This window comes from Falsiroseomonas tokyonensis (genome assembly GCF_019024325.1).
Lineage (GTDB): Bacteria > Pseudomonadota > Alphaproteobacteria > Acetobacterales > Acetobacteraceae > Falsiroseomonas > Falsiroseomonas tokyonensis.
Genome location: NZ_JAFNJS010000001.1, coordinates 795151 through 818258 on the forward strand (window position 1 = coordinate 795151; position 23108 = coordinate 818258).

At 71.4% G+C, this 23108-nt stretch carries 27 protein-coding genes; 14 read left to right on the plus strand and 13 right to left on the minus strand.

Annotation, left to right across the window (positions count from 1 at the left end; all coding sequences use genetic code 11):
• Positions 1-267 precede the first annotated feature (267 nt).
• Positions 268-1257 (minus strand): adenosine kinase, encoded by a 990-nt coding sequence (locus J3S20_RS03445; protein WP_216834631.1) that lies wholly within the window; start codon positions 1255-1257, stop codon positions 268-270.
• Between the two features lie 152 nt (positions 1258-1409).
• Between J3S20_RS03445 and J3S20_RS03450 the strand changes: the two genes are divergently transcribed.
• The 3 genes from J3S20_RS03450 to J3S20_RS03460 all read left to right on the plus strand — a co-directional run bounded on the left by J3S20_RS03450 (position 1410) and on the right by J3S20_RS03460 (position 3597).
• Positions 1410-2063 carry an EI24 domain-containing protein gene (locus J3S20_RS03450; protein ID WP_246602246.1) on the plus strand — a complete coding sequence of 218 codons (654 nt, stop codon included), beginning with the start codon at positions 1410-1412 and terminating at the stop codon, positions 2061-2063.
• 386 nt (positions 2064-2449) lie between these two features.
• Positions 2450-2977: a bactofilin family protein gene (locus J3S20_RS03455; RefSeq protein ID WP_281419402.1), complete on the plus strand. Its 528-nt coding sequence runs from the start codon at positions 2450-2452 to the stop codon at positions 2975-2977.
• A gap of 47 nt (positions 2978-3024) precedes the next feature.
• Positions 3025-3597 (plus strand): hypothetical protein, encoded by a 573-nt coding sequence (locus J3S20_RS03460; RefSeq protein WP_216834635.1) that lies wholly within the window; start codon positions 3025-3027, stop codon positions 3595-3597.
• On the opposite strand, the gene J3S20_RS03465 is transcribed toward J3S20_RS03460, so the two are convergent.
• Positions 3594-3809: a hypothetical protein gene (locus J3S20_RS03465; RefSeq protein ID WP_216834636.1), complete on the minus strand. Its 216-nt coding sequence runs from the start codon at positions 3807-3809 to the stop codon at positions 3594-3596. The two genes, J3S20_RS03460 and J3S20_RS03465, sit on opposite strands and share 4 nt — an antisense overlap.
• A 49-nt stretch (positions 3810-3858) precedes the next feature.
• Here J3S20_RS03465 and J3S20_RS03470 point away from each other — a divergent pair, with 49 nt between their 5' ends.
• Together J3S20_RS03470 and J3S20_RS03475 are read left to right on the plus strand one after the other, a co-directional pair.
• A complete protein-coding gene (locus J3S20_RS03470) occupies positions 3859-4440 on the plus strand; it encodes a helix-turn-helix domain-containing protein (protein WP_216834638.1) in 582 nt (193 codons plus the stop codon).
• Positions 4441-4487: 47 nt separating this feature from the next.
• Complete coding sequence (locus tag J3S20_RS03475; protein ID WP_216834640.1) at positions 4488-5402, plus strand: AEC family transporter; 915 nt, start codon at positions 4488-4490, stop codon at positions 5400-5402.
• Here the strand turns inward: J3S20_RS03475 and J3S20_RS03480 are convergent.
• Together J3S20_RS03480 and trpS are read right to left on the minus strand one after the other, a co-directional pair.
• Entirely contained in the window at positions 5389-5748 is a 360-nt protein-coding gene (locus tag J3S20_RS03480; RefSeq protein WP_216834643.1) for a hypothetical protein, read from the minus strand. The two genes, J3S20_RS03475 and J3S20_RS03480, sit on opposite strands and share 14 nt — an antisense overlap.
• A 99-nt stretch (positions 5749-5847) precedes the next feature.
• On the minus strand, positions 5848-6849 hold the full coding sequence (trpS, locus tag J3S20_RS03485) for a tryptophan--tRNA ligase (RefSeq protein ID WP_216834644.1): 1002 nt from the start codon (positions 6847-6849) through the stop codon (positions 5848-5850).
• 149 nt (positions 6850-6998) lie between these two features.
• On the opposite strand from trpS, the gene secB reads away from it, so the two are divergent.
• The 3 genes from secB to J3S20_RS03500 all read left to right on the plus strand — a co-directional run bounded on the left by secB (position 6999) and on the right by J3S20_RS03500 (position 9785).
• Positions 6999-7523 (plus strand): protein-export chaperone SecB, encoded by a 525-nt coding sequence (gene secB / locus J3S20_RS03490; RefSeq protein ID WP_216834646.1) that lies wholly within the window; start codon positions 6999-7001, stop codon positions 7521-7523.
• 38 nt (positions 7524-7561) lie between these two features.
• The gene (gene lnt, locus J3S20_RS03495) at positions 7562-9142 is read left to right on the plus strand and encodes an apolipoprotein N-acyltransferase (RefSeq protein ID WP_343215141.1); all 1581 of its coding nucleotides are present in this window, start codon (positions 7562-7564) and stop codon (positions 9140-9142) included.
• Between the two features lie 160 nt (positions 9143-9302).
• Positions 9303-9785 (plus strand): helix-turn-helix domain-containing protein, encoded by a 483-nt coding sequence (locus tag J3S20_RS03500; RefSeq protein ID WP_216835419.1) that lies wholly within the window; start codon positions 9303-9305, stop codon positions 9783-9785.
• Between the two features lie 8 nt (positions 9786-9793).
• Here the strand turns inward: J3S20_RS03500 and J3S20_RS03505 are convergent, their stop codons facing one another.
• Entirely contained in the window at positions 9794-10291 is a 498-nt protein-coding gene (locus tag J3S20_RS03505) for a DUF2244 domain-containing protein (RefSeq protein WP_216834647.1), read from the minus strand.
• Between the two features lie 113 nt (positions 10292-10404).
• Here J3S20_RS03505 and nth point away from each other — a divergent pair, with 113 nt between their 5' ends.
• A complete protein-coding gene (gene nth / locus J3S20_RS03510; RefSeq protein WP_216834648.1) occupies positions 10405-11052 on the plus strand; it encodes an endonuclease III in 648 nt (215 codons plus the stop codon).
• 112 nt (positions 11053-11164) lie between these two features.
• On the opposite strand, the gene J3S20_RS03515 is transcribed toward nth, so the two are convergent.
• From J3S20_RS03515 to J3S20_RS03540, 6 genes are all read right to left on the minus strand, one after another.
• Positions 11165-11572 carry a DUF3775 domain-containing protein gene (locus tag J3S20_RS03515; RefSeq protein WP_216834649.1) on the minus strand — a complete coding sequence of 136 codons (408 nt, stop codon included), beginning with the start codon at positions 11570-11572 and terminating at the stop codon, positions 11165-11167.
• Between the two features lie 86 nt (positions 11573-11658).
• The gene (locus J3S20_RS03520; RefSeq protein WP_343215142.1) at positions 11659-12486 is read right to left on the minus strand and encodes an aldo/keto reductase; all 828 of its coding nucleotides are present in this window, start codon (positions 12484-12486) and stop codon (positions 11659-11661) included.
• Positions 12487-12497: 11 nt separating this feature from the next.
• Positions 12498-13505 carry a WD40 repeat domain-containing protein gene (locus J3S20_RS03525; RefSeq protein WP_216834650.1) on the minus strand — a complete coding sequence of 336 codons (1008 nt, stop codon included), beginning with the start codon at positions 13503-13505 and terminating at the stop codon, positions 12498-12500.
• A 13-nt stretch (positions 13506-13518) separates the two neighbouring features.
• On the minus strand, positions 13519-14502 hold the full coding sequence (locus J3S20_RS03530) for a CobW family GTP-binding protein (protein WP_216834651.1): 984 nt from the start codon (positions 14500-14502) through the stop codon (positions 13519-13521).
• Positions 14503-14608: 106 nt separating this feature from the next.
• Positions 14609-15964, minus strand: coding sequence for a hybrid sensor histidine kinase/response regulator (locus J3S20_RS03535; protein WP_216834652.1), 1356 nt, complete (start codon positions 15962-15964; stop codon positions 14609-14611).
• Positions 15965-17293, minus strand: a complete 1329-nt coding sequence (locus J3S20_RS03540; RefSeq protein WP_216834653.1) for an aspartate aminotransferase family protein — start codon at positions 17291-17293, stop codon at positions 15965-15967.
• A 60-nt stretch (positions 17294-17353) separates the two neighbouring features.
• Here J3S20_RS03540 and tsaB point away from each other — a divergent pair, with 60 nt between their 5' ends.
• A complete protein-coding gene (tsaB, locus tag J3S20_RS03545) occupies positions 17354-18073 on the plus strand; it encodes a tRNA (adenosine(37)-N6)-threonylcarbamoyltransferase complex dimerization subunit type 1 TsaB (RefSeq protein ID WP_216834654.1) in 720 nt (239 codons plus the stop codon).
• Complete coding sequence (locus tag J3S20_RS03550; RefSeq protein WP_216834656.1) at positions 18070-18483, plus strand: GNAT family N-acetyltransferase; 414 nt, start codon at positions 18070-18072, stop codon at positions 18481-18483. The genes tsaB and J3S20_RS03550 overlap by 4 nt, the downstream gene beginning before the upstream one ends.
• Before the next feature lies 1 nt (position 18484).
• Here J3S20_RS03550 and J3S20_RS03555 read toward each other — a convergent pair whose 3' ends face one another.
• Entirely contained in the window at positions 18485-18742 is a 258-nt protein-coding gene (locus J3S20_RS03555) for a sulfurtransferase TusA family protein (protein WP_216834658.1), read from the minus strand.
• A gap of 152 nt (positions 18743-18894) precedes the next feature.
• On the opposite strand from J3S20_RS03555, the gene J3S20_RS03560 reads away from it, so the two are divergent.
• The 3 genes from J3S20_RS03560 (at position 18895) to J3S20_RS03570 (ending at position 20962) form a co-directional block, all read left to right on the plus strand.
• Entirely contained in the window at positions 18895-19350 is a 456-nt protein-coding gene (locus J3S20_RS03560) for a MucR family transcriptional regulator (protein ID WP_216834660.1), read from the plus strand.
• 205 nt (positions 19351-19555) lie between these two features.
• The gene (locus tag J3S20_RS03565) at positions 19556-20053 is read left to right on the plus strand and encodes a Fur family transcriptional regulator (protein ID WP_216834663.1); all 498 of its coding nucleotides are present in this window, start codon (positions 19556-19558) and stop codon (positions 20051-20053) included.
• Between the two features lie 84 nt (positions 20054-20137).
• A complete protein-coding gene (locus J3S20_RS03570; RefSeq protein ID WP_216835422.1) occupies positions 20138-20962 on the plus strand; it encodes a GNAT family N-acetyltransferase in 825 nt (274 codons plus the stop codon).
• Between the two features lie 23 nt (positions 20963-20985).
• Here the strand turns inward: J3S20_RS03570 and J3S20_RS03575 are convergent, their stop codons facing one another.
• Positions 20986-23049 carry a methyl-accepting chemotaxis protein gene (locus J3S20_RS03575; RefSeq protein WP_216834664.1) on the minus strand — a complete coding sequence of 688 codons (2064 nt, stop codon included), beginning with the start codon at positions 23047-23049 and terminating at the stop codon, positions 20986-20988.
• Positions 23050-23108: the final 59 nt, after the last annotated feature.

Consider the following 23108-nt stretch of genomic DNA (forward strand, 5'->3'; position numbering starts at 1 on the left):
GGGCCGGATGGCCCGGTCGGAGGCTCCAACGCAGCGCGGCGCGGCGGGGTTTCCCGGTGCCGCGGCGGCGCGCAACGTGCCGCCCGCGGCGAAGTTCCCGCGCTTAGAGCCTGGCCCAAAAGATCGGCGGGTCGGTCCGATGCGTCTTTTCCGCCCTGGCGGCGTCCGACAACTTGCCGATGCAACCAGCATCGGCGGCGTTGCCGTCCTGGCCAGGACGAAAAATCCGCGACCGGCCCTCAGCCGCCGACCTTCCGGGTCAGGCTCTCAGCCCTTCACCAGCGCCCGCAGGTCGGCCTGCGGCCGGGCACCGAAATGGCTGATCGCCTCGGCGGCGGCGACCGAGCCCCAGCGGCCGCATTCGGCCAGGGCCTGGCCCTGTGCCAGGGCGGCCAGGAAGCCGGCGGCATAGGCATCGCCGGCGCCGGTGGTGTCCACCACCTGGGTCGGCACCGCCGCCACCTGCCACTGCTCCGTCCCCGCCACCACCAGGCTGCCCTGTTCGGAGCGGGTGATGGCGGCCAGCGAGACCTCCTCCCGCACCCGGGCGACCGCGGTCTCCAGGCTCTCGGTCTCATAGAGCGACAGGATCTCGGCCTCATTGGCGAAGAGGATATCGGTCTCGTTCTTCACGAAGTCCTGGAAGGCGGCGCGGTGGCGGCCGACGCAGAAGGGGTCGGACAGGGTCAGCGCCACCTGCCGGCCGGCCGCATGCGCGGCCCGGGAGGCCTTGAAGAAGGCGGCCTTGGCCTCGGGCGGGTCGAACAGATAGCCCTCCAGGTAGGTGACGGCGGCCGCGGCCACCTCGGCCTCGTCCACATCGTCCGGGCCGAAGGCGACGCAGGCGCCCAGGAAGGTGTTCATGGTGCGCTGGCCATCCGGCGTCACCAGGATCAGGCAGCGCGCGGTGGGCGCCCCGCCGGTGAGCGGCGGGGTCGGGAACTGCACGCCGGCGGCGCGGATGTCATGGGCGAAGACGCGGCCCAGCTCGTCGGACGCGACCTTGCCCAGGAAGCCGACGCGGGCGCCCAGCGCCGCGGCGACGGCGCAGGTATTGGCGGCCGAGCCGCCGCTGCCTTCCACGCCCGGGCCCATGGCGGCGTAGATGCGCTCCGCCGCCGCGGTATCGATCAGCGCCATGCTGCCCTTGGTCATGGCATGGCTGGCCAGGAAGCCGTCCTCGGCGCGGGCGAGGACATCGACGATGGCATTGCCGATGCCGAGCAGGTCGAGCCGGGGCGGGGTGGCGTTGGTCATGGTGCGAGCGGCCTTTTGCGATTGGGCGGAAACTGCCGGAAGGGCGGGCCGCAGGCTAGTCCGGGGGCATGAACCGCCCCTGAACCCCTTTTGACCCCGCTTCCGCCCGCCTGCGCCTTGGCCCGCGCGCGCCGGCAGGCCAATTGAAAAACATGCTCGAAAATCTGTTGCTGGCGATGCGCCAGCTTCCCGACCCCGCCTTCCGGCGGCCCCTGGCCTTCGGCGCGCTGGGGGCGCTGGCAGGGCTGGTCGGGCTCGGCTGGCTCTCCGCCTGGGGGCTCGGCGCGGTGGCGGGGGGCGAGGGCTGGCTGGCCACGGCCGCCGCCGCGGCCGGCGCCCTGCTGGTGGCGGTGGCCGCCTGGTGGCTGTTCATCCCGCTGCTGCTGGCGATTTCCGGCCTGTTCCTGGATGGGGTGGCGGAGGCGGTGGAGCGGCGCCACTACCCTGCCCTGCCGCCGCCGCAGGGCGCCTCCGTCCCCGCCCAGGTCTGGAGTTCCACGGTGCTGGCGGCGCAGATGGTGGCGCTGACGCTGGTGCTGCTGCCGCTGTCGCTGCTGCTGCCGGGGATCGGGCTGGTGCTGCTCTGGGCCGTTGCCGCCATCGGGCTCGGCCAGGGGCTGTTCGAGGGCGTGGCGCTGCGCCGCATGGGGACCGAGGCGGCGCGGGCGCTGCGCCGGCGGCGGCGCCTGGCCATCTGGAGCCTGGGCGGGCTGCTGGCGCTGGTCGCGGCGGTGCCGGGGCTGAACCTGCTGGTGCCGGTGCTGGGCACCGCCGCCATGACCCACCTGCTGCACCGGGCGCGCTGAGGCATCGGCGGCCGGAACTTTCCGCGCGGATTTTCCGGTGGATGACTTGCGGCAAATCGCCCTAGCCCTGTCTGGCGGCGTTGTCTCACCGGCTTGGAGCATGTTAGCCGATGCATCTGCACGGAGCGCTGGCAGCGCGCCTTGTTGATTCACTGGGCCGCATCACCGGACCGCAATGGCGCCGGCCCGCTGCGCCCGGAGGCGACGCTGCCGCTTGCAACCGTTGAAGGGGGACGATGATGAATGTCTTCGGCCGTCGCCGGGACGAAAAGCCGGCCGAGCCCAGTGCCGATCAGCGTCCCGAGCCGCAATCCACCACCGTGCCCACCGCCCGCGACCCGGATCTGGGCGCGCCTTTACTCCGACCCTCCAGGGATGCCTCCACCATGAGCCTTGCCCCGAAGCCGCCCACCCCCACCATGCCGACCGGCCCGACGCCGCCCGCCGGCACGGCCATTCCGCCGCGTCCGCCCCAGATGGGGGGCCAGATGGGCAGCCCGCAGGGCCAGGGCGCGCCGACCATGCCGACGCCGCGCCCGCAGGCGCCGGATCGCCGCACGCTGGTCGTCGGCCGCGGCATCAGCCTGCAGGGCACGGTGGCCGATGCCGAGCGCCTGGTGGTGGAAGGCACGGTCGAAAGCCAGATGATCCAGGCGACCGAGCTGTCCATCAGCCAGACCGGCGTCTTCAAGGGCGAGGTCCAGGTCGAGGATGCCGAGATCGCCGGCACCTTCGACGGCACGCTGACCGCGCGCGGCCAGCTGGTGATCCGCGGCACCGGCCGCGTCATCGGCACCGCCCGCTGCCGCCGCCTGATGGTGGAGGATGGCGGCCAGATCTCCGGCAAGATGGAGATGCTGGGCGAGGGCCAGGTTCCCCCCGGCCCGGCGCCGCGCGCCTACGCCGAGGGCTGATGCGCCCCCGCGGGTCCCGGCCGGGTCTTCGGCCGGCCCCGCGGATCATGCGCCGCGTCGGCCTGCTGCTGCTGGCTGGGCTCGCCACCGGCTGCGCCCAGCCGGACCGGGCAGATCCGGCCCTGGTGTTGCAGGAGGCGCTGGCCTCGCACCAGGCGAGCCTCGCCGGCATCGCGCCGCGACCGGCGGCGGCCGGGGGCGAGGGAACCCTCCCGCCCCCGCCGCAGCCAGCCACCCACCCCGCCGCCATCGTGCAGGGCTTGCGGGAAGCGCCGCCCACCATGGCGGGGCAGCTGGTGGGCCACCCACCGGACCGCGTCACCGCCTGGCTCGGCGCGCCGCGCCTGCGGCGGGAGGAGGGGCAGGCGGAGATCTGGCACTACCAGGGCCCTCAATGCCATCTCGACCTGGTTCTCTATCGCGATGATGCGCCGGGCGGCGGGATGCGGGTGGCCTTCGCCGCCGCGCGCGCCATCGGCACCACCCGCCGCGGCGAGGCCGCCTGCCTGCGCGACATCGCCCGCGGCCCGTCCCAGGACCGGCTGCCGCCCGTGCCCGATGCCGGGCCGGAGGCGCCTGCCCCGCTGCCCGAACCCAGCGCGGTGCCGGCGAGCATCTAGAGGTACCGGCCGCGCTCCAGGATCTCGAGCGTATAGTCGCGATAGCTCATGCCCAGCGCCTCGGCCCGCTCCAGCCGGCGCAGCACGATCTCCCGCCCCGGGCTGCGCCAGGCGGCGCGATGCGCGCGCTTCCAGCAGTAATGGCGATAGCCCTCATCCGGATCGGGCTCCTCCAGCGGCGGGCCGCCATTATGGCCGATCGGGGTGGTCATGCGGGAAGGCTCCTGCCGGGGAGGAAACTATGATAGACAGAAATCCACCATGCAAGACGATCTGACCCCCGATGCCGCTGGCCAGCGCCTTGCCGCCCGGCTGAAGGCGGAGCGGGAGGCGCGCGGCTGGTCGATCGCGGAGCTCGCCGAACGCTCCGGCGTTTCCCGCGCCATGATCAGCAAGGTGGAGCGGGCGGAGGCGAGCCCGACGGCGGCGCTGCTCGGCCGCCTCTCCGGCCCCTTCGGCCTGACCCTCTCGGCCCTGCTGGCACGGGCGGAGGCCGCGGTGCCGGGCGGGGTGGTGGCGCGGGCGGAGGGGCAGGCGTTGTGGCGGGATCCCGGCACCGGCTATTTGCGCCGCCTGCTCTCGCCCCCCGGCGCCAATCCCGAACTGGTGCGGGTGGAACTGCCGCCCGGCGCCGTGGTGCCCTATCCAGCCGAAAGCTACGCGCTGCTCGCCGGCCAGTGCATCTGGCTGCTGGAGGGAGAGCTGCTGTTCCATGAGGGGAAGCGGACCCACCGCCTGGCGCCCGGCGATTGCCTGGCGCTGGGCCCGCCGGCGGATTGCCGCTACGAAAACCCCTCCGCCACGCAACCCTGCCTCTATGTGGTGGCGGTGGCGCGGCGCTGAGGGCTTCCCTAGGAATCACGCCTGCCCGACCGGATGATAGGCGCTTCATGACCCATTGGCTCGACGCCTTCGTGCCCGTCTTCGGCCTGCTCGCCCTGGGCACCCTGCTGCGCCGGCGCCTGCTGCGGGAGGATGCGATCTGGGCGGGGATCGAGAAGCTGGTCTTCTGGGTGCTGCTGCCCAGCCTGATCGTCTCCGCCCTGTCCACCATGCGGCTGGCGGAACTGCCGGTGGGCGGGCTGGCCGGGACCATCTGGGGCGCGCTGCTGGCCGGCACGGCGCTGTCGCTGTTGCTGGCGCGGGCCTTCGGGGCGGCGCATCCCGCCACCACCTCCATCCTGCAGGGCGGCATCCGCTTCAACAACCTGATGGGCTTCGCCATCGCCGGGGCCATCTGGGGGCCGCCCGGAATCGCGCTGTGCGCCATTTGCACCGGGCTGATCGTGCCGATGGTGCAGACGATCACCACCCTGGTCTTCGCCTTGGGCGGAGAGGGAAGGGTGCGGCCGGGGCGGCTGCTGCGGCAGGTGCTGTTGAACCCGCTGATCATCGCCTGCGCGCTGGGGTTTCTCCTCTCGCTGCTGGGCGGGCTGCCGGCGGGGCTGAATCCGGCGGTGCGGGCACTGGGCCAGGCCTCCGTCGCGCTGGGCCTGCTCTGCGTCGGCGCCGCGCTGACGCTGAAGGGGCTGGGTGACCGGCCGGGGGTGCAGCTGGCGACGGCCGTGCTGAAGCTGGCGGTGGTGCCGCTGATGACGCTGGCGCTCGCCCGGCTGCTGGGGCTGGAGGCGCTGCCCACTGCCATCGCCGTGCTGCTGATGGCCCTGCCGACGGCGGCGACCAGCTATGTGATGGCGCGCGCCATGGGCGGCGACGCGCCGCTGATGGCGGCGATCACCACCAGCGAGCATGCGGTCTCCATCCTCACCCTGCCGGTCTGGGTCTGGCTGCTCAGCCAACCGTGACGCCGCCGCCCGGCTGGCCGGGCGGGGTGGTCGGTGGATCCTCGGGCGGGCCGCCGCCGGTGACCGGCATGTCCGGCAAGCCATCGCCATCCAGGTCGCCCTGGCCGAGCTGTACGCCCCCGCCCGGCCCCTGGTTCGGGATGCCGTCGCCATCCGGGTCGAGCTCCGGCGGGGCGATATCGCCGCCCGGCCCGCCGCCCGGTGGCGGGTTCGGCCCGATGCTGCCCAGGTCGGGCACGCCATCGCCATCGATATCGCCGAAGGTCAGCGTCACGCCGTTACCGCCGGTCACGCGATCCAGGGCGGCATCGTCGAGCGGGACGGGCTGGGAGATCGGTCGCTGCATCTTTCTCGCTCCTCCCGCCCAGGATAGGGCGGAAGGGGGCTTCGGCGAAACGAGGATCCGCCGATCGGCGCGATCGGCCGGCCCTATGACGGACCCGCGCTACCGCCGCGGCAAGAACCCGACAATCTCCTCGGCCCGGGCGCAGATCGGGGCGGCGATCGCCTCGGCCCGGTCGGCGCCGAGGCGCAGCTGGGCATCCAGCGCCGCCGGGTCGTCCAGCAGCCGAGCCATTTCCTTGCGGATCGGGTCGAGGTGCCCGACCAGGGCGGCCACCAGCACCTCCTTGAAGGCGCCGAACCCCTTGCCCTCATGCTCCCGCAGCACATTCTCCGGCAGCGTGCCGGTGATGGCGGCGAGGATGCCGACCAGGTTGCGCGCCTCCGGCCGGTTCTCCAGGCCCGAGGCATGGCCGGGCAGCGGCTCGGCATCCGTGCGCGCCTTGCGGATCTTCTGCGCGATGGCGTCGTGGTCGTCGGTCAGGTTGATGCGCGACTGGTCGGAGGGGTCCGACTTCGACATCTTCTTCGTCCCGTCGCGCAGCGACATCACGCGCGCGGCGACGCCCTGGATCAGCGGCTCGATCTTCGGGAAGAAGTCCACGCCGTAGTCGTGGTTGAACTTCTGGGCGATGTCATTGGCCAGCTCCAGGTGCTGGCGCTGGTCGTCGCCCACCGGCACCTGCGTCGCATGGTAGGTCAGGATGTCGGCGGCCATCAGGTTCGGATAGACATAGAGCCCGCTGGAGGCGGCCTCCCGGTCCTTGCCGGCCTTGTCCTTGAACTGGGTCATGCGGTTCAGCCAGCCGAGGCGGGCGACGCAGTTGAAGATCCAGGCCAGCCGCGTATGCGCATGCACATGGCTCTGGATGAACAGGGTGCAGCGCGCCGGGTCCAGCCCGCAGGCGATCAGGGCGGCCGCCATTTCCCGCGTCTGGCGCGCCAGCTCCTTCGGATCCTGCCAGACGGTGATGGCATGCAGGTCGACGACGCAGAAGATCGCCTCATGCGTGTCCTGCATCGGCACCCAATTGCGGATGGCGCCGAGGTAATTGCCGAGGGTGGGAACGCCGGACGGCTGGATGCCGGAAAACACGCGGATCATCGGATTGCACTCTGCTTGGGCGGCGACCGTTTTGAAGCCTGGGTCGCCCACGTCAAGGCGTGATGCCGGACGGCGCCCGCCACCCTGGCCCGGCGCGGGGACCCGTGGTAGCGGACGGCCGCCGATCTTCGCTTGAGCGGGAACCCCCGATGTCCGACCAGAACGCGCCTTCCTCCCCCATCCCGAACGGCGCGGCCTCCGGCCCGACCGGCCAGCCGGCGCCGCCGCTGCAGCTGAACATCCAGTACACCAAGGACCTGTCCTTCGAGGTGCCGGGCGCCCCCGAGATCTACGTGACGCTGCGCGAGCAGCCGCGGGTCGACCTGGCGCTGGACGTGCAGGCCCGCCCGCTGGAGCAGGGCCAGAATGTCTATGAGGTCTCGCTGCAGATCCGCGCCGATGCCAAGGTGGGCGAGACCCCCTGCTTCATCGCCGAGCTGGTCTATTGCGGTGTCTTCACCATCAATGTGGAGCAGCAGCACCTGGAGCCGGTGCTGCTGGTGGAATGCCCCCGCCTGCTCTTCCCCTTCGCCCGCAACATCCTGGCCGACATCACCCGTGACGGCGGCTTTCCGCCCGTGATGCTGGCGCCGATCGACTTCGTGGCGCTGTGGCAGAGCCGCCGGGGCCCGGGCGCCCAGGATGCGACCCAGGCGCCGGTCGGCGTCGCCTGAAGACCAAGCCTTCCCCGGCCGCGCCGCGCACCGGGCTGGTGCGCCGCCTGGCCGCGCCGGGCCGCTGGCGCCAGGCGCTGCTCCGGCGGGTGGCGGGGCCGGGCTTCTGGCGGGCGCTGGCCACGGCCTTCGGGCTGGGCGCCGTCACCGCGCTCGCCTTGCCGCCGGTGCATCTGGTGCCGGTGCTGCTGCTGACCCTTCCGGGCCTGTTCCTGATGGTCACCGCCGCGCCCAGCGCGCGGCGCGCGGCGCTGATCGGCCTGGCCTGGGGCTGGGGTTTCCATGTCGCCGGGCTGCACTGGCTGACCAACGCCATCCTCACCGAGGTCGACCGCTTCTGGTGGCTGGTGCCCATCGCGGTGCCGGCACTGGCCCTGCCGCTCGGCGCCTTCACCATCCTGCCGGCCCTGGCCGCCCGTTGGGCGCGTCCCGGCTGGCCGGCCGCGCTGGCCTTCGCCGCCGCCTGGCTGGCGGCCGAGCTGCTGCGCGGCGTGGTCTTCACCGGCTTTCCCTGGAACCTGCTCGGCACCGTCTGGGCCTTCGGCAGCCTGCCGATCCAGGCCGCCGCCTGGGTGGGCGTGCATGGGCTTTCACTGGCCACCGTGCTGCTGGCGCTCGCGCCGCTCGCCGGCCGGCGCGGCTGGATCGGCGGCGGGCTGGCGCTGCTGGCCTTCGCCGGCATCGGCCTGGCCCGCCTCTGGCCCGTGGAGCCGGAGCCGGAGCCCGTCTCCATGGTCCTGGTGCAGGGCAATGTGGCGCAGGAGGCGAAGTGGCGGGAGGATGCCCGCCTGCCGATCTTCCAGCGCTATATCGACCTGACCGCCGGCGGCGTCCGCACCGCGGCGCAGGAGGCGCCGGGCAACCGCATCGTCGTGGTCTGGCCGGAAACGGCGAGCCCCTTCCTGCTGGCCAGCGACCCCCGCGCGGCGGAGCTGGCCACCGCCCCCCTGCCGCCGGGCGCCCTGCTGCTGGCGGGCAGCGTACGGGCCGAATTCGGCGCCGATGGCCGGGCCAGCCGGGTCTGGAACAGCCTGTTGGCGCTGGATGCGCAGGGGACGGTGCTGGAGGCCTATGACAAGGCGCATCTGGTGCCCTTCGGCGAATACACGCCGTTGCGCGGGCTGCTGCCGATCCGCCTGGTGGTCTCGGCGCTGGATTTCACCGCCGGGCCCGGGCTGCGCGCCATCCGCCTGCCGGGGCTGCCCGCCTTCGGCGGGCTGATCTGCTACGAGGTGATCTTCCCCGGCGCGGTGACGCCGGCGGAGCGGCCGGGCTTCCTGCTGAACATCACCAATGATGCCTGGTTCGGCGTCTCCGCCGGGCCGCACCAGCACCTGGCGGCGGCCCGGCTGCGCGCGGTGGAGGAAGGCCTGCCCCTGGTCCGGGCGGCGCAGACCGGCATTTCCGCGGTCTTCGATGCGCGCGGGCGGGTGGTGGCGCGGATGGGGCTGGCGGAAACCGGGGTTGTGGTGGCCCCCCTGCCGCGCGCGGCGCCGGCGACGCCCTTCGCCTATCTCGGATTGTGGATACCGCTAGTTTTACTCGCCTTGGTATCAGCGGGTGCAATCTATGGTTCGGTTTCGCGAGTGGCGTCACATCGCGAAGGGTTGTCTCCCTGATCATCCGCATCCGGGGGTGTGGAAGCTTTATTGAGATTTCTCAAAAGAGTTGGCAAATCCTAACCGCGCGGATACCCATTGGCCGGGCCGCTGGCTTGGGGTTCTGCACCTCATTGCATCGGCTCCGCCCAGGCCAGGATGGCCCCCTGCACGGGTGGACATGAACTTCCCTGGAGTGGAGTGCGGAGTATTGGCCATTCCAACCGATGACGTGGTCGAGCGCGCGGACCGTGAGCACCGCCCGAGCCCGATCGACGTCCATGTCGGCAGCCGCGTGCGGCTTCGTCGCACCCTGCTCGGCATGAGCCAGGAAAAGCTGGGAGAGGCCCTGGGCCTCACATTCCAGCAGGTCCAGAAGTATGAACGGGGCGTTAATCGCATCGGCGCCAGCCGCCTGTTTGACATCTCCCGCGTCCTCGACGTGCCGATCGGATTCTTCTTCGACGACATGCCGCCGGAAATGGGCGGCAGCCAGGGCAACCGCCGCTTCACCGGATTCCAGGAGCAGCAGGAAGGCTTCGAGGACGATACCCTGCATCGGCGGGAGACGTTGGAGCTGGTCCGCGCCTATTACCGGATCACCGATGCCTCCGTCCGCAAGCGGGTCTTCGACCTGATCAAGAGCCTGACCCCCGCCGATTAGCGGAAGGGTCAGCGCAACTGGGGGTTGTCGAAGTCGGGGTTGCGATAGCGGTGCAGCGCCTCGGCCAATGCCTCGCCCAGGTCGCGTTTCTCGGCGTCTGAGAGGAAGCACCCCAGCTCCACGCGCCGCCCCCGCTGCACCAGGCTGAGCCGCGCGACGCCGCCGGCCACCTCCTCCAGCGCCACCCGCGTCCAATAGGGCTGCAGCACCGTCTCCCGCCGCCCGCCGCGGCCATTGGCGGTGACGATGCGCAGGTCGGTCTCCGTCAGCTGCACCACCTCCCGCGCCCGGGCGCTCCAGCGCCGGTGCAGCGCCACCAGGCCGAGCACCAGCGCCACCTCCACGCCCAGGAAGCCCAGCACGGGCCAGGCGCCCAGCACCAGGAACAGCCCGCCCGGAATCGCCGCGCCCGCGGCGGAAAACAGGCAGAGCAGCCGCATCCCCCGCGCGGAAAGGCTCTGCGACGGCGTGCTGACGGCCTCGAACAGGATCGGGGTGGCTGACATCCTGCTTCACTATGGGGTAGGGCTGGATTTCCGCCATGCCCGAAAAACCAGAACCTGACCCTGGTCGCAAGCCTGCCGCCCGGCCCGCCACCCGGATCCGCAAGCCCCGCCCGATGAACCGCGCCCAGGCCGAGGCCTTTCTGCGCGCACTCGCGGCGGCGAACCCTGCGCCGGAGACGGAGCTGCATTTCCGGGATGCCTATACGCTGCTGGTCGCCGTGGCGCTCTCGGCCCAGACCACCGATGTCGCGGTGAACAAGGCCACCGCCACCCTGTTCGAGGCCGCTGCCACGCCCGCCGCCATGGTGGCCCTCGGCGTCGAGGGGGTGGCGCCGCATATCCGCCGGATCGGCCTGTGGCAGGGCAAGGCGCGCAACGTGGTGGCGCTGTCCCAGATCCTACTGGACCGCCACGGCGGGAAGGTGCCGAACGACCGCGCGGCGCTGGAGGCGCTGCCCGGCGTCGGCCGCAAGACCGCGAATGTCGTGCTGAACGTCGCCTTCGGGCAGGAGACGATGGCGGTGGACACCCACATCTTCCGCCTGGGCAACCGCACCGGCCTGGCGCCGGGCAAGACCACGCGGCAGGTGGAGGATGGGCTGGTGAAGCGCTGCCCGCCCGACATGCTGCGGGATGCGCATCACTGGCTGATCCTGCACGGCCGCTACATCTGCAAGGCGCGCCAGCCGGAATGCTGGCGCTGCCCCGCCGTGGCGCATTGCCACTACAATGCCAAGCTGCTGGTGCCGCCGTTGAAGTAGCGCGGCAGGCTAAAGCACTATCCGATAACACTGAATCAGTGTTATCCGCTTTCGTGCTTTAAAAACAATGACTTGTACAGCACGAGATCCGTCCGAGAGGACGGATCGTGCTCTACCGGTCGACATCCTCGATCGACAGGCCGAAGGCGCCCACGCCCTCGGCCAGCAGGTCGCCGAAATTGTCGATGCCGAGCAGGATCTCGGCGGCATCCTCGCCATTGTCGCGCTCGGCGCCCTGGGCCATGGCCTCGTCCCATTCCTCGGGGGTGAAGTCGCCGCGGCCGACCAGCACCAGGGCGATCAGCGCCGCCTGCTCGTCCTCGTTCAGCGCCAGGATCGCGGCCCGCAGGCTGTCCTCGTCGAACTCGGCCTCGGCCTCGCCGGCATCCGCGTCGGGCTCCTCATCGGCGTCGAGGTCCACCACTTCGGTGCCCTGCACGGCACGGGCATGGTCGACCAGTGTCGCCACCACCTCCAGGCTGATGCCCAGGTCGAGATCGTCTTCCGATGGCTCCGCCATGGGATGCCCCTTTTCGTCACGCAGCGATTGCACGGGATTAGAATGTTCGGGCCGGTCCGGTTCCAAGCCGCGCCCCAAAAAAAACCTCAGCCGTTCACCCAGTCGGGCGCCATGCCGGGGTTCACGAAGCGCCGGTCCTTCGGCAGCGCCGCGATGGCGGCCAGGTCCGACGCATCCAGCTTCAGATCCAGCGCCGCCAGATTCTCCGCCTGACGCGCCGGGCTGGCCGCCTTCGGCACCATGGCGACCCCGGGCTGTGCCAGCAGCCAGGCCAGCGCCACCTGGGCGGCGGTGGCACCGTGCTTCTTGGCGATTGCCTGCAGGGCGGGCTCGTCCGGGGCCTTGCCCTTGCCGAGCGGCGAATAGGCGGTCAGCGCCATGCCATTCGCCCGGCAGATCTCCAGCAGCTTCGACTGGTCCAGCAGCGCATGGCATTCCACCTGCAGGCAGGCGAGCCCGACCCCCTGGTCGATCGCCCGCTGCAGCAGTTTCGGCGGGAAGTTGGAGACACCGATCGCCTTGGCGCGGCCCTCCGCCCGGATCGCGGCCAGGCCGGCCAGCGCATCCGGCAGGTCCAGCTCCGGGCTCGGCCAATGGATCAGCAGCAGGTCGACATAGGGCGTCGCCAGACGCTTCAGGCTGGCATCGAAGGCGGTGCGGATGGCGGCGCCGTTCGGCTTGTCGTTCCAGATCTTCGTCGTCAGGAAGATCTCGCCGCGCGGCAGGCCGGCGCCGGCCAGGCCCAGGCCCACCGCTTCCTCATTGCCATACATCTCGGCCGTGTCGATGTGCCGGTAGCCGAGCGACAGGGCGGATTCGACGGCCGCGGTGCACTCCGCGCCCTTCATCGGCCAGGTGCCGAGGCCGAGGCGCGGCATGCGGATGTTCGGGCTCTCGATCACGGGCATGTCCATGCGGGCTCTCCTCAGCGCTTCGAAAGGTCGACGAAGCCAGCAAAACCCGCCTCGGTGCCGAAGGCCAGCCGCGTGCCGGTGGCGTTCCAGGCGAGGCTGGTGATGGCGGAGCCACGCGGCGGGCAGGCCGGCACCACCTTGCCGCTGGCCACTTCCGCCATCAGCACCAGCCCGTCGCCAAAACCGGCGGCAACGACTTCGTGCTGGGGATGGAAGGCGACGGCGCTGCAGAGAACCTCGTCCCCGCCGGCGAGTTCCGTCGGCGCCTTGCCCATCGGGCCGCCGCCGAAGAAGGGCCAGAGCACCACGGATTCCGCACCGCTGGTTGCCAGCCAGCGGCCGCGGCTGCTGAAGGCGATGGAATGGGTCTTGCCGGGATAGCCGGACATCCGCATGTGCTGGCCATCCGCCAGCCGCCAGCCATGCAGCGCGGTTTCCTGCATGGCGGTGACCACATGCGTGCCGTCGGGGCTGAAGGCGATGGCGTGGTGGCTGCCCTTCCACTCCAGCAGGCGGGGCTTGTCCTCCTTCGCGGCCACGAACCAGAGCGAGGCGCCGCCGTAATGGCTGGCCGCCAGCCGCTTGCCCTTGGCATCGAAGGCCAGCCCGCCGACCGAGGAGGGGTGGGTCAGCGACTTCGTGACCGCCCCCGCCGCATCCAGCACATGCGCCACCTTGCCGACCGAGGCCGCGCGCACGCCGGAGTCATGGGCGGCCACATGGTCCACCCATTTGCTGCCGAATTTCTGGATCTGCGTCACGGTGCCGTCCGGCGCCGTATGCACCAGCCTTCCGTCATCGCTGCCGGTCAGGAAGCCGCCCCTGGCATCGGCGCAGGCGGAGAGGATGGCGCCGTCATGCGCCGTCACCGCCTTGTCGCCGATCTGCACCGTGCCATCCGCCAGCGCAAAGCCCAGCACACCTGCGCGGTCGAAGATGGCCGCCACCACCCAGGCGCCGAGCTCCTGCGTCGCGCCGCGCTGGGCCAGCAGGAAATCGGCTTCGGTCACGCCTGCCATCAGATCGTCGCCTTCATGCTGGCACCTGGCACGCCTCGAAGCCGCGGCGCAGCTGCGGGCGGTTCAGGTCGCGGCCGATGAAGACGATCTTGGAGCGCCGCGGATCGCCGTCCTTCCAGTTCCCGATATAGTCGCCGTCGGCGATCATATGCACCGCCTGGAAGGCGAAGCGCCGGTCGTCATTGGCATAGGCCAGGATGCCCTTGGTGCGGAGCAGGTCCTGGCCCTTCTTCTGCAGCAGCTCGCTGATCCAGGCGTTGAACTTTTCGGGGTCCAGCGGGCGGGACACCTCGAAGGACATGCTCATGACGGCGTCGTCATGGGTGTGGTCGTCCTCGCCGGACAGGAATTCCGGGTCGCGCTCCAGGATGCGTTCCAGGTTGAAGGCGTCGCGTCCGATCACGGCCTCGATCGGCACGTCGGACTTCGTGGCGCGGCGGATCTCGGCATAGGGGTTGATGCCGCGGATCCGGCGCTCCACGGCATCCGCCTCCTCGGCCGTCACCAGGTCCATCTTGTTCAGCACGATGATATCGGCGAAGGCGATCTGCTCCTGCGCCTCCTTGCTGTCATCGAGGCGCGCGAAGAGGTGCTTCGCATCCACCACGGTGACGATGGCGTCGAGCCGGGTTGCGCGCTTCACATCCTCGTCCGCGAAGAAGGTCTGCGCCACCGGGGCGGGGTCGGCCAGGCCCGTGGTCTCCACGATGATGCCGTCGAACTTCCCCTTGCGCTTCATCAGCCCGCCGATGATGCGGATCAGGTCGCCGCGCACGGTGCAGCAGATGCAGCCGTTGTTCATCTCGAAGACTTCCTCGTCCGCATCGACGACGAGGTCGTTGTCCACGCCGAGCTCACCGAACTCGTTGATCACCACGGCGAATTTCCGGCCGTGATTCTCCGACAGGATGCGGTTCAGCAGCGTGGTCTTGCCGGCGCCCAGATAGCCGGTCAGGACGGTGACGGGGACGGGACCAGTGGTGGCGGCATCGGCCATCGCGAAAATCTCCGGAAGCGGTTTGGGCGCATATATGGGTTTGCCCCCCGCCGCTACCCGTGCGTTCCGCGGGCGGGCCCTGCGCAAGGGTTGCAGGGCGGGCGGCTCAGCTCGGCTGGGCGCGGGCGCGGATCGCTTCCTCCAGCGCCCGGACCAGCTCCGCCATGGCCACCGGCTTCACCAGATAGGCATCCATGCCCGCCGCCCGCGCCGCCTCCCACCCCTCGGCCTGGGCGGTCACGGCCAGCACCGGCAGCCGGCCGGCCGCCCCCGGCATGGCGCGCAGTCGCCGCGTCGCTTCCAGCCCGTCGAGCCCCGGCATATGCAGGTCCATCAGCACGGCGGCATAGGGCCGGGCCGCCACCATCTCCAGCGCCGTCGCGGCATCCGCCGCGTCCTCATGCGCATAGCCGGCGCGGGCCAGCAGCGTGCCGATCAGCCGGCGGTTCACCGAGACATCGTCCACCACCAGCACCGGCGGCCCGGCGCGCAAGGGGCCGGGCGGTGGCAGGCGCTCCGGCGGCGCATCGGCGCCCGGGACCAGCGCCTCCGCCACCTGCGGCAGCGGCAGGGTGACGGTGAAGCTGCTGCCGCGGCCGGGCGCGCTATGCACCTCGATCCGCCCGCCCATCCGCGCCGCCAGGTCGCGGCAGATGGACAGGCCCAGGCCGGTGCCGCCATCGCTGTCCTGGAAGCGGTCGAAGAGCGAGGCGACGCGCTCCGCCGCGATCCCCCGCCCGGTGTCGGAGACGGAGAGTTCCAGCGCGCCCTGCGCATTCTGCCGCGCCTCGATCCGCACTTCCCCGCCTTCGGTGAAGCGGATGGCATTGGCCACCATATTGGTCAGGATCTGTCGGATGCGGGGCGGATCGCCGCGCCAGGCGGGCGGCGTGCCGACGGCCACGGCGACCGCCAGCCGGTTTCCGCGGGCCGAGGCCCGGGCGCGCAGCAGCGCCACCACCTGTTCCATCAGGTCGTCGATGCGGAAGGGCAGGGCGGCCAGTGGCGGCTGGGCGGCGCCCGGCACCTCGATCAGGTCGCGCAGCACCGTCATCAGGTCCGAGGCCGCACGGCGGGAGGCCGTGACATCCGCCCGCACCGCCGGCGGCAGGCCGGGTTGGTCCAGCACCAGCTCCAGCAGCCCGACGATGCCGCTGAGCGGCGTGCGCACCTCATGCGCCGCGGTGGAGAGCATCTGCGTGCGCAGCCCATCCGCCCGGCGCCGCGCCTCCGCCTCCGCCAGTCGGGTGCATTCCGCCAGATCCTCGGTCGCCTTCCGGGCGCTGCGGCGCCAAGCCCACGCGGCGCCCAGCGCGCCCGCGGCCTGCAGCAGGACCAGGCCGGACAGGATCGGCGCCGCATCCCCCCCCGGCCAGAGCCCCGCCGCGGCAAGTCCCACCCCGCCCAGCGCGGCTGCGGCGGGGAGAAGCAGCAGGGGCCAGGCGGGGCGGGGCAGGCTCACTCAGGCCGGCACGGCGCGGATCGCATCGGCCAGGGTGCCGAAGATGCGGTCCACATGCGGCCGCTCCATGATCAGCGGCGGCGACAGCGCCACGATGTCGCCGGTGACGCGCACCAGCACGCCCTCATCGAAGCAGGTGCGGAACACCTCCATGGCGCGGGCGCCGGGCTTGCCGGTGCGCGGCTCCAGCTCGATGCCGGCGATCAGGCCCATGTTGCGCACGTCGATCACGCCGGGCGTGCCGCGCAGGGCATGCGCCGCCTCCTCGAAATAGGGTTCCATGGTGCGGGCGCGGCCGGGCAGGTCTTCGGCCCGGTGCAATTCCATGGTGGCGATCGCCGCGGCGGAGGCCAGCGGATGGCCGGAATAGGTATAGCCGTGGAACAGCTCGATGCCGGAGGGCATGCCATCCACGATCGTGCTGTAGACCTCGTTGCTGGTGGCCACCGCGCCCATCGGCACGGCGGCATTGGTCAGCCCCTTGGCCATGGTCATGATGTCCGGCGTCACGCCCAGGCGCTCGCTGCCGAAATTCGTGCCGATGCGGCCGAAGCCGGTGATGACCTCGTCGAAGATCAGCAGGATGCCGTGCTTCGTGCAGATTTTTCTCAACTTCTCCAGATAGCCCTTGGGCGGGACCAGCACGCCGGTGGACCCGGCCACCGGCTCGACCATCACCGCGGCGATGGTGTCGCCATGCAGCGCCACCAGGTTCTCCAGCACGTCCGCCAGGTGCTCGCCATGCTCCGGCTGGCCCTTCGCGAAGGCGTTCTGGGCCGGCAGGTGGGTGTGGGGCAGGTGGTCCACATAGGGAAGCTGCGCGCCGAACTGCTTGCGGTTGCCGCCGATGCCGCCCACCGACATGCCGCCGAAGCCGACGCCGTGATAGCCGCGCTCCCGCCCCACCAGCCGCACGCGCTGGGATTCGCCGCGCGCCTTGTGATAGGCCAGCGCGATCTTCAGCGCGGTATCCGCGGCCTCCGACCCCGAATTGACGAAGAAGACGCGGTCCATGCCCTCCGGCGTGATCTCCGCCACGCGGGCCGCCGCCTCAAAGGCGATGGGGTGTCCGAGCTGGAAGGTCGGCGCGAAATCCATCACCGCGGCCTGCTTCTGGATCGCCTCGACGATCTCCCGCCGGCCATGGCCGGCATTGCAGCACCAGAGGCCCGCCGTGCCGTCCAGGATCTCCTGCCCCTCGGGCGTGAAGTAGGACATGCCCTCGGCGCGGGCCAGCATGCGCGGGGTGGATTTGAAATACTTGTTGTCGCTATAGGGCATCCAGAACGCGTCGAGGTTGTTGCGACGCGGAATCTGCATCTCGTTCATCGGAGGGGTCCTTCTGCACCGCAACCAAAGCAAGCGGCGGACCCTTGGGCAAGCATTGCCATGCGCGGACGCGGTCGCGGTTGCGGCATCGGGGCCGTGGCGATGAACCTGATCGTGCTCGATGGCGCGCTGGCCCGCTGTTCCGTGGCCGCTTTTGCCGCTGGCCGGCTGGTGGCGGAGGAGGTGGTCGATGGCGCGCGGCAGCAGCCGACGGCCCTGCCGCCCATGGCCGATCGCGTGCTGCGCCGGCTGGCCGCGCAGGCGCCGGGGCTGGATGCGGTGGCGGTGGTGGTGGGCCCTGGCGGCTTCACCGGGCTGCGCAGCGCGATCGCGCTGGCCGAAGGGCTGGCGCTGGGCGCCGGCGCCCGGCTGATCGGCATCACCACCGGAGAAGCGCTGGCCGCCAGCCTGCCGGAGGCCCTGCGGGAGGCGCGGGCGGTGTGGTCCGCCATCGATACGAAGCGCGGAAGGCTGGTGCTGGAATGCCTGGCCCCCGGCGCCTGGCATGCCGCGGAAGCGCCCCGCGCGATGGCGGAGGATGAGCTGCCCATGCCGGCGAGCCCGGTCGCCCTGGTGGGCGATGCCGCTCCGCAGGCGGCGGCGCGGCTATGCCAGCTGGGGGCCGATGCGCTGCTGACCGAGGCCCTGCTGCCCCTGGCCTCCGCCGCCGGGCTGGTGGCGCTGCGCCGGCTGGCGGGCACGATCCCGCCGCGCGATGCAAGGCCGCTTTATGTCGAGCCACCGGCGGTGCGGCCGCCCAGGGGCGATCTGGCGGGATGAATCCCGAGGAAGCCGCCAGCCTGCACGCCGCCGCCTTTCCGCCCGGCGAGGCCTGGGGCGCCGATGCCATCGCCCTGATGCTGGACCTGCCCGGCGCCTTCGGCCTGCTGCGCCCCGGCGCCGGCTTCGTGCTGGCCCGGGTGGCGGCGGATGAGGCGGAGATCCTGACGCTGGCCGTGCACCCGGCGCAGCGCCGCGCCGGCCTGGGCTCGGCCCTGCTGGCGGAGGCGATGGCCGGCGCCGTGCTGCGCGGCGCGGCGGCGATGTTCCTGGAAGTCTCGGAACGCAATGCGGCGGGGCGGGCGCTTTATGCCGCGGCGGGCTTCGCCGAGGTGGGAAGGCGCCGGCGCTACTATCCGGACGGCGCGGATGCGCTGGTGCTGCGGCGCGATCTGAAGAACCATTCCTGATTTAACCCTTCTTGCGGATCAGCAGCACCAGGACGCCATCCGGCGCTTCGGTGGCCGAGAGCACGGTATGGCCCTGTTCGGTGGCCGTGCGCGGCACATTGCGGCGCGGCTCCTCCCCCTTCAGCGCCAGGCGCAGCACCTGGCCGGGCTGCATGCGGTCCAGCGCCAGCCGCGTGCGCACGAAGGTCATCGGGCAAGTCTCTCCGGTGATATCGAGCGATTGGTCAGGGCCAACTTCTTCCGCGGTCACAAGATTCATCGGAACCTGCCTATTCCTTCGACAAACGACGTTGCAATCGCACGATTCCAAGCAATATAGTCGCGATGAGCATCGTGCTACAGGACCTCTCGTCCTGCTGGTGCGAAGTATTCGGTCCAGACCGGCCGGATGACGCAAGCGAGACCAGAAAAATGGCTGACACGACCGCGAATCCCGACCTTCTGGGCCTGACGGCCGAAATCGTCTCGGCCCATGTCTCGAATAATTCGGTGGCTGTGGCGGATCTTCCGAACCTGATCCAGGAAGTCTATCGCACCCTGTCCAGCATGGGCCAGCCGGTGGCTGAGGTGGCGGAGCGGCCGCAGCCTGCCGTACCGGTCAAGAAGTCGGTGACGCCCGAGTATCTGATCTGCCTGGAAGACGGCAAGAAGCTGAAGATGCTGAAGCGGCACCTCAAGACCTCCTTCAACCTGACGCCGGACCAGTATCGCGAACGCTGGGGCTTGCCCTCCGACTATCCGATGGTGGCGCCGAACTACACCAAGCACCGCTCGACCCTTGCCAAGCGCATCGGCCTCGGCACCAAGCCGCGCGGCCGCCCGCCCGGCCGGGGCCGCGCGACCGCGGCGGCGGCCCGCGAGGCCTGATAGACCGTTCGAGACTCCCGGACGGGTCGGTTCCGCGGCGATTTTCCGCCCCTGCCGCCTCGAGCGGCCCGCCGCATCTCGCAGCCTGACCCGCCGCGCCTGCCGACCCACCCGCATCCTCCGGGTGGCCTCGTGGCGCGGCCGGGGCTATGGATAGCGCTCCGGCCCGCCTCGGCCGGATCGCCGGAGGGTGCCGCGCGCCACCATGCAGAGTTCCGACGCCCCGACGCGCGCTGACGCGGACCGCCCCGATCCGTCGCGGATCGAGCGGCTCTGCATCGAGCGCGGCCTGAAGATGACCGGCCAGCGCCGGCTGATCGCCCGCGTCCTCAGCGAGGCCGAGGATCATCCGGACGTGGAGGAACTGTACCGCCGCGCCGTCACCCTGGATGCCAAGATCTCGGTCGCCACCGTCTATCGCACGGTCCGGCTGCTGGAGGAAAAGGGCATCGTGGAGCGCCGCGACTTCGGAGGCGGCCGCGCCCGCTACGACCCGACCGATCGCGGCCATCACCACCACCTGATCGATGTCGACACCGGGAAGGTGCTGGAATTCGAGGATCCGGAACATGAGAAGCTGGCACAGGCCATCGCCAAGCGGCTCGGTTTCATCCTGGTCGGCCAGCGGCTGGAACTTTTCGGCCGCCGCGCCCCCGCCGCCCCGGCGGCCCGCCCACCCCGCCCGGGGAAGTCGCGCGGCTGAGCGCCAGGCCGCGACCATCTGCCTGAAGGAATTGCCATGAGTGTGGACGGCCCCATGCCGGACCTTGGGCCGGCCGATGGACCGATGCCCGGCGACCTGCGGCAGGCCGCCGCGCTGGAAGGGGGGTTCGAGGAGCTTCGCGCCGGCAATCTCGGCCTGCGCGTCGCCGAAAGCGCGGCCGAGATCGATGCCGCCCAGGCCCTGCGCTACCGCGTCTTCTACGAGGAAATGGGCGCGCATGCCGATGCCGCCACCCGCGACAGCGGCCGCGACCGGGACGAGTATGATGCGGTGGCGGACCACCTTCTGGTGCTGGACCACGACCTGGGCAATGGGCCGGAGGCGGTGGTCGGCACCTATCGGCTGATCCGCCGGCAGGGCGCCGATCGACTGGGCCGCTTCTATTCCGCGGCGGAATACGACCTGACCCCGCTGCTGGCCTTCGATGGCGAGATCATGGAGCTGGGCCGATCCTGCGTCGCCGGCGCCTATCGCACGCGCGGCACGCTGCAATTGCTGTGGCGCGGCATTGCCGCCTTCGTCTTCCGCCACCGCATCGACCTGATGTTCGGCTGCGCCTCCCTGCCCGGCACGGATCTGGAGGCGCTGGCACCGCAGCTCAGCTACCTGCATGCCAACCACCTGGCCCCGCCGGCGCTGCGGCCGCGCGCGGTGCCGGCGCGCTATGTCCCCATGGACCGGCTGCCGGCCGAATCCCTGAACATGCGCGCGGCGCTGAATGCGCTGCCGCCGCTGGTGAAGGGCTATCTGCGTCTCGGCGGCTTCGTCGGCGATGGCGCGGTGATCGACCAGCAATTCAACACCACCGATGTCTGCATCGTGGTGAAGACCGACATGGTCACCGACAAGTACTTCCGGCACTACGAGCGGACCGCCGGCCCCGGCTGAGCCCGGCGCCGGCGGTCGGTTTCCTACGCGGCGCGGATGGCGCTGAGGAAGGTATCGACCTTGCCGCGCAGGCCCTCGGCCTGCTGGGCGAGTTCGGCGGAGGCGCTGCGGACATCGCTGGCGGCGGAACCGGTGCGGGCGGCGTCCTCACTGACGCCGGTGGCGTGATGCGCTGCCTGTTGGGTGCCGCTGGCGGCCTCGGCCACGGCCTGGCCGATCTCGGCGGTGGCCTGGGCCTGCTGGGAGGCGGTTTCGGCGACCTGGGCGGTGGTGGTGTTCAGCGTCTCGATGGTCCGCGCGATGGCGCGGACGACCTCGACGGTGCGGCTGGTCTCGGTCTGCATGGCGCCGATCTGGGAGCCGATTTCCTCGGTGGCCTTGGCGGTCTGTGCGGCGAGCTGCTTCACCTCGCTGGCCACGACCGCAAAACCCTTGCCGGCCTCGCCGGCGCGGGCGGCCTCGATGGTGGCATTCAGCGCCAGGAGATTGGTCTGGCCGGCGATATCGCCGATCAGGCGCACCACGTCGCCGATGCGGGATGCGGCATCCGACAGGCCGCGGACGGTGGCGTCGGTGGCCTCGGCCGCGGCGGTGGCCTCGCGGGCGGCGGTGGCGGAGGCCTCGATCTGGCGGACGACCTCGGCGATGGAGGCGGAGAGCTGTTCGGTGGCGGCGGCGACGGAGCCGACATTGGTGCTGGCCAGCGCCGAGGCCTGGGCCACGGCATTGGCGCGGGCGGCGCCGCTTTCGGCGGTGGCGGCCATGGAGCCGGCGGTGGCGTCGAGCTGGGTGGCGGCGGAGGCGACGGAGCGGAGGACGTCGGCGGTTTCCTCCTCGAAGCCGTGGAGGAGGGTCTCGACCTGGGCGGCGCGGGCGAGGCGGGCCTGCTGCTCGGCGGCCTGGGTGGCTTCGAGCTGGAGGCGTTCGAGGGAGGCCTGGCGCAGGCGCTCGATGGCGACGGCCATTTCGCCGAGCTCATCGGTGCGGGCCTGGCCGGGGACATCCAGCGTCAGCTCGCCGCCGCCGATCCGGCCGACCACGCGGGTCAGCGTGGCCAGCGGCGCCACCACCCGGCGGAGGATGGCGACCACCACGCCGATGACCAGGGCGAGCGTCGCCAGCATGCCGATGGCGGTGACCTGCAGCATCTGCCAATGCTCGTCGCTGGTTGCCTCGCCGGCCGCCAGCGCCTCGTCCAGCGCCGCATCGCGCATCGGCAGCAGGGCAGCCAGGGCGGCGACGGAGAAGGGGCGGAAGCTGGCGAGATCGGTCGACCAGGCGGCCTGCGGCGCTACGACGCGGGTGGAGGCTTCGTCGATCAGCCGGCTCCAGCCCGGCTCGGACCGCGCCACATAGCCCTGCCGCTGGGCTTCCAGCGCCTGGGTCAGGCGGGGCGTGGCCAACGCATCCACCAGGCGCTCGATATGGCTGAAGCTTTCCAGCATGCGGCCGGTCAGGACCCGGGCGCTGGCCACGGCCTCCGGCTGCACCGGCTGGCCGCCCAGCCAGCCGGTGATGAACAGCGCGCGCCGGCCGGCCAGGTCGCGCAGATTCGCGGCATGGATGGCGATTTCGGCGCGGATGGCGAGGTCGGGCGCGGTGACCGCCAGGCGGCGGCCGACCTCCAGCGCCAGGGCCGAAAGCCGGTTGCCCAGATCGCTGCGCGCGGCGGTCAGGTCCCGCAGGATCGCCGGGTCGCGGCCCTGCGGCGGCTGCGCCGCGGCTTCGGTGACGCGGCGCAGCAGCTCCGTCGCCACGCTGCGGGTCCGCTGCAGCGCGGTCAGTTCGAAGCCCGCGGCGGTGGCGCTGGCCTCCGCCGCCGCCACCGCGCGCATCGCCTCCTCATGCCCCGCCCGCAGTTCCGCCAGGTTGGGCTGGGCCACGACCAGGGCGGCGCTCAACCGGCCGGATTGCACCGCATAGCCGGCCTGGGCGCGCAGCACGTCGCTGATGGTGCGGGTGGCCAGGATGCTGCGGTCCGCGGCGCGGGCGTCCTGCCAGGCACTGGCGGAAAGCCAGAGCGAGATCAGGAAGCCCGGTAGGGCGATGGCGGCAAGGCCCAGGAGCAGGATCGAGCGGAGGCGCATGGGGGTGAAGCCTTTTTGTGTTGGGTGGCTTTTGCCACCGGATCACTTACATCTTCGCT